Genomic DNA, 13714 nt, shown 5'->3' with positions numbered 1-13714 from the left:
GGCTCCATGCTGCACGACCTGCACGGCTCCGCCGCCTACCGCGCAAACCTCGTCACCGTCATGGCAAAACGAGCCGTCCAAAAAGCAGGCTGACGAAAACAAACAATTAGTCATTCTGAGGCGGCACCTGCACTGCGGGTGCCGTTTCTTTTGCACCCTTCGAAACCCGGCCTCAGACCCGGATCTGAGCCACAAGGCTTCCCCTGTGCCGTGCGTCACAGGTCGCCGTGCCTTTTGATCGCTATCTTCGACGTGTCGGAAGGGCAGGTCGTGCACCTGTTCAACGGTATCTTCAGTCAATCCTGTCAGGATTGCCGGATATCGAGGGAACCCGTTTCCGCAGAGCAGGAGAGAAAGATGTCAGCGCACGTGACTGCAAACGACCAGCCGGTCCAATCAGGGGATCTGAACATTGCAACGCCCCGCTACGGCTCCGCCGCCCGTTTGCTTCACTGGGCCGTGGCCGTGCTTGTGCTGTTGACCTGGCCGCTTGGTCTCATGATCGGTTTTGCCAAGAAGGACGTTGTCTCGAGCTTCTACCTGCTGCACGAAAGCTTCGGGTTCATGATCCTGTGGCTGATGCTTCTGCGGGTCGGCAACAAGCTTGTCTCCAAGGCACCGCCGCACGAGGGTCCGGCCATCGAGCGCATCGCCGCAGCAACGGTTCACGGTCTTCTCTATGCCTTCCTGATCATCATGCCGGTTTCCGGTTTTCTGGCAACCAACGCGCACGGCTTTCCTCTGAACTGGTTCGGGATTTTTCAGGTCTGGAGCCCGATCGGCAAGAGCCCCGACATTGCCTGGACGCTGTCCGCCATTCACGAATGGAGCGCCTGGATCCTGCTCGCTCTCTTCGCGCTTCACATCGGTGCGGTTCTGTTTCACCACATGCTTAAAAAAGACAAGACACTTTACAAGATACTTTAGCCCTTGAGGCTGCATCGAAGAAGCGCGTGGGCGGCCGGTACATTGGAGTGCCGGCCGCCACCTTTCGTGATCCCGCACGAAGAACCCATGCGCGTCATCCGGTATGGGCAGCATTCAGAAACCGGGCGGATGTTCGCCTGATCGCCACAGGCCGACGGTCAGGTCCTGCTGCCGGCCACGGATCGCGGCGGTGACCTGGCGCGGGGGTGCGTATTCCGTTCCGGTCATGCCGGCGGTGCGCATCAGATCGGATGAGAGCACGACCGATGCGTCGTGGTCCTTGGCAACTTCCAGAAGGCGGCTGGCCACGTTGACGCAGTCTCCCGTCGCCGCGATCTGCTGCTGGCTGTCATGGCCGAGGCGCGAGAGCACCACCGGCCCCGCATGCGCACCCACCCGCACGCGGCTGATACGTGCCCCCATGCCTGCATCGTCGATCCAGTCACGCACGGCCCGCTCAAGAAGAAAGCTGCACCGCGCTGCATTCGCCGGGTCGTCTTCAGACGCCTCCGGAACACCAAACCCGAGCATGGCACCATCGCCCATGAAGTCGAGCACGACGCCGTCGCACTGGCTGACGACATCGACGACAATGGTGTGAAAGTCCTTCAGGAAGTCTCTTGTTCTGACGGGCCCGAGCGCTTCGCTGAGACCGGTATAGCCCGACAGGTCGATGAACAGCATCGCGGCGGTCTGCTCTTTGGGCACGGCAAGAAAAGTGGGGTCTTCGGCAACACGGCCGGCAAGTTTCGGTGACTGAAAGCGGCTCAGCGCTTCCCTGGCGCGCGCCAGCTTCTGTGACCTGAGGCGTTCGAACACCTGGCGCAACAAGAGCAGTGCGACCACCGGAGGCAGGCTCGCGGCAAAGGGAAGCGCCGCGTTCAGCCACTGCCCCTGCCCGAACAGGATCATCGTGAGGACAAGCCAGCCGGCGAGCAGGGCCATGTAGAAAATGACCGCCGGCGCGAGCGGCAGAAAAGCGACGGCTACGAGACCCAGAAGCGTGATCGTCAGCGCCGCTGCAGCGTCGGCGAGGCGAATTGCGCCGGTGCGCATGAGTGCCGACCCGTCGAGAAGATTGGCAATGCCCGTTGCCTGCACCTCCACACCCGGCATGACCGGGTCGAAAGGGGTCGCGAACCGGTCGCCGACGGCTGTTGCCGTGACGCCGAGAACCGCAAGACGGCCGCGAAGATCGACCGGGTCACCGCTCAAGAGGCTTGCTGCACTGATCGTTTCAATCGCTTCGGCCGGACCATAATAGTTGAGGGCAAGGTGCCATCCGAGATCAAGGGGCAGCTCGCGAATGCCGATCCGGACCCCCTCCTCGGTGATGCTCGGCGTTTTTCCGGAAAAGCGTTCCAGCGCCTTGAGGCTGAACGACGGTTGCAGGCCGGATCCGGACAGGAACAGCGCCGGTATGTGCCGTGGCGTGCCGCCGCCATCGGTCACGATGTTGACGAGACCCTCGGTGGCGGCTTTCGCGAACCGGGCATCGGGACCAAGCGCTTCGCGAACGACGGGAATCGCACTTGCCGTCTGTTCCGTTCCGCTTACCTCTGCAGCAACCGCGATAACCGTCGGAAGCGTTTCAAGAGCCGCCGCCAGCGCAGCGTCATCGGCTTCCGTCGATGCGCCCGACAGGAGAATGTCGACCGCGAGCGACGCGGCACCCGCTTCGCCGATTTTCATGATCAGTTCGGCAAGCGTTTTCCGGCTGAGCGGATAGGTGCCGGCCTCCGAAACCGTTCTGTCGTCGATTGCGACAATGGTTATGTCCCTGGGCGCGGGCCTTTGGCCGGCCAGCGTGACCCGCAGATCCAGGAGCACCGTCTCGAAACGGTCGATGACGCTTGCCTTGCCGGCAAGATGCTGCTGGCCGAGAAGTCCGGCCCAGATCAGACCGGACAAAAGCGCGATGGCGGCAACCCAGCGCGGCAGCGCTGACGTCATCGTCCGAAGCGGTTCAGCAGGTTCGTGACACGCTGTGCGCCCCATTCGCGCACCACCAAGGGTTCACCCGGGGTGACGTCGACACCAAAGCCGGGGCCGAGAACGACAGTGTCGCTGCCATCGGTCCGTGAGACGGCAACTTCGCCTTCGGCGACAAAAACGGCTGTCTTGCCGCCTTCGACATCGACGGCGTATTCCGTCCCGCGCACGGCAGCAATCGCATGCGGTGTCCGGATCTGGAACGGGCCGCTGCCCGGTTCAACCTCGATCAGGACCGCGTCTGACGAGACTTCGACATCGGTGGGCCGGCCGTCGGGCGCGGCCGTCACGATGCCGAGCGCAGCTGCGGCTTCCGCTTCAATGACAAGACCGCCCGGGCATTGATAGGCGATCCGGGGCGGGTCTGTGAGGTCGGTTGCGGTGCATCCCGCAAGCGTTTGCGCCGCCGCGATGTGAGGCAACACGACGACCAGAAGCGAGAGCAACGCTGGCAGAACGAAGTTTCTCATTGTCACCTCTTCGGAAATAGCTTTTCAAACGGGCTCGATTGGTAGCATACCTGCATGTCGGTAGCAGACCGTGCTTAAAGTTGTAAGCAGCCAATTGCGTCAAATATAGGCAGAAAGAGGTTAGAACATGGAAGCCGACCGTGAATTCGACAAGGAGAAACTGCTCGGCAAGAGTTTCGTGTTCGAAGCGCTCGATGATCAGGCGCGGCGGGAACTGGCGGCTTTTGCCTATGTGAAACGCTTCAGGTCGGGAGACGTGATCTTCTCCATGGGCGATCCGGGCCAGAGCATGATGGCGATCGCCGAGGGCGCGGTGCGCGTCAGCATGCTGACGCCAAGCGCACGGGAAATCACGCTGAACGACCTGCAGGCCGGGGACGTTTTCGGGGAAATCGCCTTGCTGGACGGCGGCGAACGTTCGGCCAGCGTCAAGGCGCTCACGAATTGCACGCTGATCGTTCTGGAAAGAAGATCGTTGCTGGATGTGCTCGGCCGCAATCCGGACCTTTCCATTCACCTCATCGAACTGCTGTGCCAGCGGGTGCGCCGGTCCGACGAGCGCATGATCGAGATCGCGTTCCTGGATCTGCCCGCGCGTCTTGCGCGGCTCGTCATCCGGTTGACCGAGGCCGCTCCCGGGTCGCCGGAAAAACCGTTGAAGAAACTGTCCCAGTCCCAGTCCGAGCTGGCGGGCATGATCGGCAACACCCGTGAGAACGTCAATCGATGCCTCCGAAGATGGCAGAAGGCGGAACTGGTCACGCTGCGCGACGGCTGGCTGATCATCGATAACCGCGACGCCCTGGAAGACCTTGCTGAAGGTGAGTGACCGCCATCGGCACCGGTTCGTGCATGAGGGCTGTATCGCCGTGTTCGGGAATGGAAACGCCAAGTGTGTGGCACCTCGTGCCGCTGACTTACCGGAGAATTCAGCAACGCAGGAAATTTCTGTATACAGGCCTGCGTTCAAATTTGTATATTTCAAAACCATGGTTCACTGAGTGGGAAGGAACACCCGTTGACAGTTCAGCGCGGCGGCAAGACCGTCTATGGTGCAAATGTCGGCATTCTGATGCTGGAAACGCGCTTTCCGCGCATTCCGGGCGATATGGGCAATGCCCTGACCTGGCCGTTTCCGGTTCAGTACCGTGTGGTTCGTGGGGCGTCGCCCGATCTCGTTGTCAGGTCCGACGCGCGCCCGCTCCTCGAGGTTTTCATTGCGGCAGCCAAGGACCTTGTTGCCAGCGGCTGCGACGGCATCACGACGAATTGCGGCTTCCTGTCGATCCTTCAGGACCAGTTGGCCCGCGAGATTGACGTGCCCCTGGCCACGTCCTCGCTGATGCAGGTTCCCATGGTGCAGTCGACATTGCCGCCCGGCAAGCGGGTCGGCATCCTGACAATTTCGAGCGAGACGCTCACGCCGGATCATCTGGCGGCAGCCAATGTCCCGCTGGATACACCTGTTGTCGGAACCGAAGGCGGCAGCGTGTTCACGCGGGATATTCTCGGCGATGCGCCTGAAATCGACTTTGCCGCCTGCCGCGCGGACATGTGCAATGCGGCCCGGGAACTTGTTTCAAAACATGAGGGCATCGGCGCCATCGTCCTGGAATGCACCAACATGGTCCCCTACGCGGCCGATATCCGCCGGCTGACCGGTCTGCCTGTCTATTCCATCTACAACTATGTTCTCTGGTTCCAGCAAAGCCTTGCGCCTGCAAGGTTCCCGGACGAGCTGGACGATCCGCGCTGGCGGTAAGAGTCGCTCGCTCCGTTTCAAAACCTGCGTTGAATCTGCCGCCCTAAAAACTCGGCACGTAGAGCTGCGAATAGGCGAGGCGGACGAGTTCGATGGTTTCCTCGCTGCGCCGTTCGATGTGGCTGCGGAGCGCGGTCACGGCGGTGTCGGTGTCCCTGTTCTTCACCGCGTCGACGATCTTGCGATGCGCGGGCAGGGACGGATCTTCTTGTGCACCGTCTTCCATCTGCTCGCGGATCTGCCGGAAATTGATCAGGCGCACATAGCGAATGCGTTCGTTCAGATTGCTGAGCAGCCTGACCAATTCGCCATTGCCGGAAAGGGCGGCGAGGCGGAGATGAAACTCCTCGTCCTGTTGCAGCACTTCGGTGAGGTCGGTTGAGGTGAAATAGGTCTTCTCGAATTCGTCGAGATAGTCGCAAAGCGCCTGGATCTCAGCGTCACTGGCGTTCTCGATGCCCCGGATGATGCCCTCTGTCTCGATGGCGCAGCGGGCCTGGTAAAGCTCCAGCACCTTGGCCGGTTCCAGCGGGCGGCAGAAAAAACCTTGTCCCTTCGCAAGCGTCAGGAACCCTTCCGCGACGAGGCGGTTGAGGGCTTCGCGCAGTGGTGTGCGGCTTGCGCCGAGCTTCGTGGTCAAGGCGGATTCATTGATACGCTCGCCCGGCTTGAAGTCGAAATTGATCGCCATGTCGCGCAGCGTCTCGTAGACGCGGTCAACGCTGCTGAGGCGCTTTGTCATTGTGGTCCCGCCGTGCACATTCTGTCCGTTCGTTCCCTGATAGATCAAAAACCGCGCTTTGTGAACATTTGCGCCTTCACATTTGCCTACAGAGCTGTATACAATATTGAGTGCAGCTTAAAAAGCTCACCTGATAGGCGTCTATTCCGGGGGTTATGGTGCAAAACAGTTTGAACGGCGCTGAGGCGATGGTGCGGTCCCTGGAGGCCCACGGTGTGCGTCATATTTTCGGACTTTGCGGCGACACCACGCTGCCGTTCTACGACGCCATGCACACTCTTGACCACGGCATCACCCATGTCCTCACGCGCGATGAGCGCAGCGCGACCTACATGGCCGACGCCTATGCCCGCGTCACCGGACGCGTCGGTGTGTGCGAGGGACCCTCAGGCGGCGGCGCGACCTACATCCTGCCCGGCCTGATCGAGGCCAATGAAAGCTCTTACGCGGTGCTTTCGATCACCACCGACATATCGGTCGGATCCTACGGCAAGTATCCGCTGACCGAGGTCGATCAGGAGGCGCTGATGCGGCCTCTCACCAAGTTCAATACGGTCATAAGGCGGGCCGATCACATCCCGCGCATGGTGCGGCAGGCCTTCCGCGCCATGACGACCGGCCGTCCGGGGTCCTCGCATCTCGGGCTTCCCTACGACATTCAATACGATCCGGTTCCGGCCGACGACATCTGGGCGGACGCCAGGCTCGGCACCTTTCCATCCTATCGCGCCGCGCCGGAACCCGGTGCGGCCGAGGCGGCGGTCGAGGCGATCCTGACGGCAAGGTCGCCGCTGATCGTCTGCGGTGGTGGTGTCGTGATCGCAGGCGCAACGGACGAACTGGACCGGCTTGCCAGCCGTCTGGATCTCGCGGTGGCGACCTCGATATCCGGCAAGGGGTCCCTTGCCGATACCCATCCGCTCTCGCTCGGCGTTGTCGGGTCGAACGGGGGAACGGACGAAACCTGGGAAATGATGGAAGCCGCCGACCTCGTGATTTTCATGGGCTGCCGCGCAGGGTCCACGACAACCTCCCGCTGGGAAGCGCCGAAACCGGGTCAGCGTATCGTGCATTTCGACAGCGACCCGATGACGATCGGTGCAAATTATCCGACCGAGGTCGGCGTTGTCGCCGATCTGAAGCTGGCCTTGAGAGCGGTCAACGCCTGTCTCGACACGCGCGAAGGCGCGCTTCCTTCCTTCGGCGGCGCGGCAACGGTCGCCGATATCAAGGAGCGGAAATTTGCGAAGTTCCAGGCGCTGGTCCAAAGCGATGCGGACCTGATCATTCCCGAACAAATCATTGACACCTTGAACAAAACCCTTCCTCATGATGCGATCGTGGTTTCGGATCCTGGAACAAGCTGCCCCTATTACAATGCCTATTCGCAGCAACAGCACGCTGGCCGTCAGTACATCACCAACCGCGCACACGGCGCGTTGGGCTATTCGCTGTCGGCCGCGCTCGGCGCATGGTACGGCCGTCCGGACAAGAAGGTCGTTGCCATGATGGGGGACGGGTCTTTCGCATTCGCCTGCGGCGAGCTGGAGACCGTTGTGCGGTCCGGGGCGCCGATCACTTATGTCGTCTTTTCCAATTCCGCTTTCGGCTGGATCAAGGCGAGCCAGTATGCCGACTGCGACAAACGCTATTACAACGTCGATTTCAATCGGACCGATCAGGCGGCCGTGGCCGCCGCATTCGGCTTGAAGACCTGGAAGGTCGAGAAGGCCGAGGATCTGGAAGCGGTCATGCGTGATGCCATGGCCCACGAGGGACCGACGCTTGTTGATGTGATCTGTCAGCCGCTTGAAGAAGCCGCCGCCCCGGTGCGGCGCTGGATGGGGTGAGCGATGGGCCCGGCTGCGTCTCCCCATGTTGTTGTGATAGGAGCCGGCGTTGTCGGCGTTTCAACGGCAATCTGGCTGCGCCGGGCTGGTATCAGCGTCACCATCGTGGATCGCGTCGAGGCGGGCACGTCGGCATCGACCTCCTACGGCAATGCCGGGGTTCTCGCAGCCTGTTCCGTTGCGCCCGTGACGGCGCCGGGTCTGGTACGCAAAAGCCCGAGGATGCTGCTCAATCCGGACTTTCCGCTGTTCCTGCGCTGGTCCTATCTGCCGAAACTGACGCCGTGGCTGCTGAAATACCTGTCGCATGCCAATGACAGCGACACCCGCCGTATTTCGGAGGGCCTTGCGCCGATCCTTTACGATTCTCCGTCGCAGCACGATGCGCTGGCCAAGGGGACCGGCGCCGAGGATTGGCTGGTTCATTCCGATTACAGTTTCGTCTATCCGTCGCGTGACGCGTTTGAGGCAGACAAATACACCTGGATGATCCGTCGCATGGCCGGTTTCGAGCCGGACATTCTGGAAGGCGATGCGGTTCGCGAATATGAGCCGAACCTTTCGGAGGACATGCAACTGCTGGCGGTCATGCACGATCATGGCTTCGTTCGCGATCCGGGCCGCTATGTTGCAGCGCTTGCAGAAGAGGCCGGAAAGCTGGGGGCCGCTTTCGTTCAGGCCGAGGTAAAGGATTTCACCTTCACCGACGGCCGGGTCACGCGGGTCATCACGGATGGCGACGACATCGACTGCACCCAGGTGGTTCTGGCAACCGGTGTCTGGTCCGGCTCCCTGGCGAAGAAGCTTGGTCTTGCGGTGCCGCTGGAATCCGAACGCGGCTACCACATCGTGTTGCAGGACGCCGAGAACGGTCCGGCGACGCCCATGATGGTGACCACGGGCAAGTTTGTGGCGACACCGATGAAAGCCGGGCTCAGATGCGCCGGCGTTGTTGAATTCGGTGGACTGGAGGCAGGGCCGTCCAGGGCACCGCTCGACCTGCTGCGCAGGACGGTTGCGCAGACATTTCCGAAATTGACGTTCGAAAAGGAAGAGAGCTGGCTTGGTCATCGTCCGGCTCCTTCCGACAGTTTGCCACTGATCGGAGAAATCGGGGCATCTGGCGTCTTTGCCGGCTTTGGGCACCATCACGTCGGCCTTACGGCCGGTCCCAAGACCGGGCGCATTCTGGCGGGTCTCATCTCTGGAGACCGTCAGAATATTGACCTGTCGGCCTATGATCCGCAGCGGTTCTAGACCGGCGATACGCAAGCAGCGTGTCCCGCACAAGCGGGGCATGAGGGGACAAAATAACGAGGAGGTTCTTCATGTCCGGAATAACGAAAATCCTTATGGCCGGCGTTGCCGTTTCCACATTGGCGGCAGGCTCCGTTTCCGCGGAAACATGGGACATGCCCATGGCCTATGCGGCAACCAACTTCCACTCGGCAACCGGTGAAAAATTTGCCGAATGCGTGACACTCGGCACCGGCGGTGCCCTCGAAATCAAGACGCATCCCGGCGGCTCCCTCTATTCGGGTGCCGAGATCAAGCGTGCGATCCAGACGGGGCAGGTTCCGATCGGCGAGCGGCTGCTGTCGGGTCACCAGAACGAGAATGCGATCTTCGGCTTCGATTCCGTGCCGTTCCTTGCAACGTCCTTCGAAGATTCCGAAAAGCTCTGGGAAGTGGCGAAAGAGCCCCTGACCGAGATCCTCAAGGAGCAGAACCTGCACCTGCTTTATTCCGTGCCGTGGCCGGCACAGGGTCTCTACTTCGATCGTGAAGTGAACTCCCTGGAAGACGTCAAGGGTCTGAAGTTCCGCACCTACAACAATGCCAGCGCGCGCATGGCGGAACTCGCCGGCATGCAGCCGGTCCAGATCGAGGCCGCTGAAATCAGCCAGGCCTTTGCCACCGGCGTTGCCCAGGGGATGGTGTCTTCCGGTTCCACCGGGTATGACCGCAAGATCTGGGAAAGCCTGTCCCACTACTACGCCGCTGATGCCTGGCTGCCGCGCAACTATGTCATGGTCAACATGGACAGCTGGAACGCGCTGGACGACAGCACCAAGAACGTGATCAGCGGCTGTGCAGAGATGGCGGAATATGCCGGTGACTGGCGGTCCATCCAGTACAACGAGTTCACCGTCAACGAGCTCGGCAAGAACGGCATGACCACGGGCCGCGTGAGCGACACCATGGCCGAGGAACTTCGGGCCATCGGCGAGACCATGACAGGTGAATGGCTTGAAACCGCCGGTGATCAGGGCAAGGCCATCGTCGATGCCTTCAAGGCAAAACAATAGTCTACCCGCATGACAACTTCTGCCCGGCGGTCATCGCCGGGCACACATGCCTTTGAAGGGGGACGGCGGTGGCTATTTTCAGGCTTTTGCGCACCGGTCTTGATGCGCTTTACAAATTCGCCGGATATCTGGCGGCGGTTTTTCTGATTCTGATCCTCTTCTTCGTGGCCTCGCAGATGGTCGCAAGGTGGGGTGGCGGGATCATCACCGGCGCGCCCGACTTCACGGGTTACTGCATGGCGGCGGCATCGTTCCTGGCCTTGCCTTACGCATTGAACAGCGGCAGCCACATTCGCGTCAGCCTGTTGCTGACCGCGCTCGGGCGCTACCGCAAATTCGGAGAGATCTGGTGCTGGGCCATCGCCAGTTACCTGACCTACCTGTTTGCGCGCTATGCCATCAAGTTCACCTATGAAAGCTACCGCTTCAACGAGATCAGCCAGGGGCATGATGCCTGGCCGATCTGGATCCCGCAGATGTCAATGGCCATCGGCACGGTGCTGCTTGCGATCTGCGCCTTCGACAATCTTGTAACGACGCTGTTCACGGGCCGGGACAATATCCATGCCCCCGGCGAAAAAGCGCAGGGAGAGTAAGACATGGAAGAGATCTACCTCGTTCTCATTTTCCTGTTTGTCCTGTTCCTGCTTCTGGGGACGGGCGTCTGGGTCGGGCTCGCCCTTTTCGGCGTTGCCTATCTCGGACTGGAGATGTTCACTTCGCGCCCCGCCGGCGATGCGATGCTGACGCGAATCTGGACCGGCTCGTCAAGCTGGACCCTGACGGCTCTGCCGCTCTTCATCTGGATGGGCGAGATCCTGTTCCGAAGTCGATTGTCGCAGGACATGTTCCGCGGCCTCAGTCCGTGGATGCAGCGCCTTCCGGGCGGCCTTGTTCATGTCAATATCGTCGGCTGCACGATCTTCGCCGCTGTTTCGGGCTCGTCCGCGGCAACGCTGACAACCGTCGGCAAGATGTCCATTCCGGAGCTGCGCAAGCGCGGCTATCCTGAATACATGACGATCGGAACGTTGACCGGTGCGGCAACGCTTGGCCTCATGATCCCGCCGTCGCTGACGCTGATCGTCTATGGCGTTGCTGTCGAGCAGTCGATTTCCAAGCTGTTCATGGCCGGCATTCTGCCGGGCATCGTGCTGGCGGGCATGTTCATGGCCTATGTTGCCGGCTGGTCATTCCTGCGGCCAGCTGAAGTGCCGAAGATTGCCAACCGCATGAGCTTTTCCGAAAAGATGCGAGAAAGCCGGTTTCTGATCCCGATCATCCTGCTCATCCTGGTTGTCATCGGGTCCATGTATGGCGGCTGGGCAACGGCAACCGAAGCGGCTTCCATCGGCGTGATCGGGGCGTTCATCCTGGCCGCGGCGCAAGGCTCGCTCAACAGGAAGACTTTCATCGACAGCCTGCTCGGAGCAACCAAGACATCGGCGATGATCGCGCTGATCCTCATGGGGGCGACGGCCCTGACGCTCGCAATGGGCTTTACCGGACTGCCGCGTGCCCTCGCGGAATTCATCGAGAGCCTGCAGCTTTCGCAATTCTCGCTGCTGATGGCGCTGATGCTGTTCTACATCGTGCTCGGCATGTTTCTCGACGGGATTTCATCGGTCGTGCTGACGATGGCGATCGTTCAGGAAATGGTCATTGGTGCTGGAATTGATCTGATCTGGTTCGGGATCTTCATCGTGATCGTCGTTGAAATGGCGCAGATCACGCCTCCGATCGGCTTCAACCTGTTCGTCATGCAGGGGATCACCAATCACGAAATGGGCTACATCGCGAAGACCGCAATCCCCCTGTTCCTGATCATGGTGCTCATGGTCTTCGTGATGATTTTCCTCCCCGAGCTGGCAACGTTCCTGCCGGACAACATGCGCGGCCCCCGCGGATGACAATTGCCGGAGGCGGCTGCAAACCGTCTCCGGCACAAACGGGAATACCTTTCAAGAGGATGTCGTCATGGCAAACAGCAAGATCATTGCCGCTGTGGATTTGCACCACAGGGAAGCCGATACCTGTGTTGTCCGGGAAGCCATCATGCTGGCGCAAAGCCACGATGCCGCGGTCGAGCTGGTTTTCGTGATCCCGGACCAGCAGAATACCTACGTCCAGGCCTACATCCCTGATGACATGCGCGACCAGGTAGAGGTGGATGCCCGCAAGGATCTGGCAGCCTATGCGGCCGGTTTTGACTGGAAGTCCGTTTCATACACGACCGAAGTCCTGCGCGGCGTCGTCTATGAAAAACTGATCGAACATGCTGACGCGCTGTCTGCCCGGTTCATCGTCATCGGCGCGAACCGGCCGAGCGTGAAGGACCTCTTCATCGGACCCAACGCGGCCAGGGTGTCGCGCTTCGCCTCCTGCTGCGTGCTGGTCGTGCGGCCCGAATAGGTCTGTCCCCGTTAACCCTTTCCAACTCTGCTCGGAGCCGCGCGTGAGCGACCACAAGATCGAACAAATCCGGGTTCACCGCATCAACATACCGGCGAAGGCTGTCCACTCGCACGGCAGCGGCGACGTTGCCGGGATCAACGTCGCGATCCTGGAAATCATCACCGACACCGGCCTCACCGGCTGGGGCGAAGCCTCGCCCTGGCCCGTTTTCACCGGGACGGCTGAAGGCTGTGCCGCAGCCCTGCACGTGCATCTGCGCCTTCATCTGCTCGGCCAGGATCCCGTGCAGGTCGAAAAGCACATGTCGATGGCGGACAAGGTTGTCGTCGGGCATCCAGAAGCCAAGGCCGCGCTTGAAATGGCCCTTCTGGACATCACCGGCCAGATTTGCGGGCTTTCGGTTGCCGAACTCGTCGGCGGCAGGCAGCGCGACGACATGGGCATGAGTTTTTCCATTGCAAATCCCGACTTTGCCAAGGATCTGGAAGACGTGGCCGCCATGTGGGCAGACGGGGTCAGGATCTTCAAGTTCAAGACCGGGTTTTCAGACCATCGTTTCGACCTCATGCGGCTGGAGAAGATGCGCGAAATCTACGGCGAAGACGCCGATATCCGTATCGACTACAATCAGGGCCTGCCGGCCTATGATGCCGTGCGCCGGGTGCGCGACCTGGAAGTCTTCCGCCCGACCTTCGTGGAGCAGCCGGTCAGGATGCACGAGCGCGAGGTCATGGCGCATATCACGCAGGTGATCGACGCACCGATCATGGCCGACGAAAGTGTCTTCGATCCGAAGGGCGCGCTTTATGCGGCACAGATCCGCATGGCCGATATTTTCTCGCTCAAGATCATGAAGTCGGGCGGCATCCGCCGCGCGCTTGAGGTTGCTGCGATAGCCCGTGCTGCCGGGATCGAGGTCTATGGTGGCTGCATGTTCGAGACCGGTCTGGCGCACGCCGCCGGCGCGCATCTCATGGCGGCCGTGCCGGACCTGATCCTTCAGTGCGAATTCTACATGGCAACCTACTACGCTGAAGACGATATCCTCACGGAACCGTTTCCGGTCAGGAACGGACGCGTCCATGTTCCGAATGGCAAGGGGCTGGGCGTTCAGGTGGATCCGGAGAAGCTTGAAAAATATGCGGTCGCCGATGTGCTTGAGTAAGGGAGATACGAACGCGAACGGCTGACGGCCCTGTTGCCCCCACCCCTAACCCCTCCTCCATCTGGGAGAGGGGGGCGAGGCC

13 protein-coding genes and 1 pseudogene are annotated in these 13714 nt (G+C 60.9%); 11 read left to right on the top strand and 3 right to left on the bottom strand.

The window, feature by feature from the left end:
* Together RBB49_RS10800 and RBB49_RS10795 are read left to right on the top strand one after the other, a co-directional pair.
* A pseudogene (locus RBB49_RS10800) lies at positions 1-93 on the top strand (carbon monoxide dehydrogenase); the annotation flags it as partial.
* A gap of 264 nt (positions 94-357) precedes the next feature.
* A complete protein-coding gene (locus RBB49_RS10795; protein WP_306142768.1) occupies positions 358-927 on the top strand; it encodes a cytochrome b in 570 nt (189 codons plus the stop codon).
* 114 nt (positions 928-1041) lie between these two features.
* Here the strand turns inward: RBB49_RS10795 and RBB49_RS10790 are convergent, their stop codons facing one another.
* Together RBB49_RS10790 and RBB49_RS10785 are read right to left on the bottom strand one after the other, a co-directional pair.
* A complete protein-coding gene (locus RBB49_RS10790; protein ID WP_306142767.1) occupies positions 1042-2880 on the bottom strand; it encodes a CHASE2 domain-containing protein in 1839 nt (612 codons plus the stop codon).
* Positions 2877-3389, bottom strand: a complete 513-nt coding sequence (locus RBB49_RS10785) for a FecR domain-containing protein (protein ID WP_306142766.1) — start codon at positions 3387-3389, stop codon at positions 2877-2879. The genes RBB49_RS10790 and RBB49_RS10785 overlap by 4 nt, the downstream gene beginning before the upstream one ends.
* A gap of 127 nt (positions 3390-3516) precedes the next feature.
* Here RBB49_RS10785 and RBB49_RS10780 point away from each other — a divergent pair, with 127 nt between their 5' ends.
* Positions 3517-4218, top strand: a complete 702-nt coding sequence (locus tag RBB49_RS10780) for a Crp/Fnr family transcriptional regulator (RefSeq protein ID WP_306142765.1) — start codon at positions 3517-3519, stop codon at positions 4216-4218.
* 189 nt (positions 4219-4407) lie between these two features.
* The gene (locus RBB49_RS10775; RefSeq protein ID WP_306142764.1) at positions 4408-5151 is read left to right on the top strand and encodes an aspartate/glutamate racemase family protein; all 744 of its coding nucleotides are present in this window, start codon (positions 4408-4410) and stop codon (positions 5149-5151) included.
* Between the two features lie 43 nt (positions 5152-5194).
* Here the strand turns inward: RBB49_RS10775 and RBB49_RS10770 are convergent, their stop codons facing one another.
* Positions 5195-5893 (bottom strand): GntR family transcriptional regulator, encoded by a 699-nt coding sequence (locus RBB49_RS10770; protein ID WP_306142763.1) that lies wholly within the window; start codon positions 5891-5893, stop codon positions 5195-5197.
* Between the two features lie 158 nt (positions 5894-6051).
* Here RBB49_RS10770 and RBB49_RS10765 point away from each other — a divergent pair, with 158 nt between their 5' ends.
* The 7 genes from RBB49_RS10765 (at position 6052) to RBB49_RS10735 (ending at position 13632) form a co-directional block, all read left to right on the top strand.
* On the top strand, positions 6052-7743 hold the full coding sequence (locus RBB49_RS10765) for a thiamine pyrophosphate-binding protein (protein WP_306142762.1): 1692 nt from the start codon (positions 6052-6054) through the stop codon (positions 7741-7743).
* A gap of 3 nt (positions 7744-7746) precedes the next feature.
* Positions 7747-9000, top strand: coding sequence for an FAD-binding oxidoreductase (locus RBB49_RS10760; RefSeq protein WP_306142761.1), 1254 nt, complete (start codon positions 7747-7749; stop codon positions 8998-9000).
* Positions 9001-9071: 71 nt separating this feature from the next.
* Entirely contained in the window at positions 9072-10052 is a 981-nt protein-coding gene (locus RBB49_RS10755; RefSeq protein WP_306142760.1) for a TRAP transporter substrate-binding protein, read from the top strand.
* 68 nt (positions 10053-10120) lie between these two features.
* Positions 10121-10648 carry a TRAP transporter small permease gene (locus RBB49_RS10750; RefSeq protein WP_306142759.1) on the top strand — a complete coding sequence of 176 codons (528 nt, stop codon included), beginning with the start codon at positions 10121-10123 and terminating at the stop codon, positions 10646-10648.
* A gap of 3 nt (positions 10649-10651) precedes the next feature.
* Positions 10652-11962: a TRAP transporter large permease gene (locus tag RBB49_RS10745; protein WP_306142758.1), complete on the top strand. Its 1311-nt coding sequence runs from the start codon at positions 10652-10654 to the stop codon at positions 11960-11962.
* A 67-nt stretch (positions 11963-12029) separates the two neighbouring features.
* A complete protein-coding gene (locus tag RBB49_RS10740) occupies positions 12030-12464 on the top strand; it encodes a universal stress protein (RefSeq protein ID WP_306142757.1) in 435 nt (144 codons plus the stop codon).
* A gap of 43 nt (positions 12465-12507) precedes the next feature.
* Entirely contained in the window at positions 12508-13632 is a 1125-nt protein-coding gene (locus RBB49_RS10735; protein WP_306142756.1) for an enolase C-terminal domain-like protein, read from the top strand.
* Positions 13633-13714: the final 82 nt, after the last annotated feature.

The organism is Roseibium sp. MMSF_3412 (assembly GCF_030733265.1).
Classification (GTDB): Bacteria; Pseudomonadota; Alphaproteobacteria; order Rhizobiales; family Stappiaceae; genus Roseibium.
Note: the sequence above shows the minus strand (reverse complement) of the source record. Positions and strands in the feature narration are given on the sequence as shown.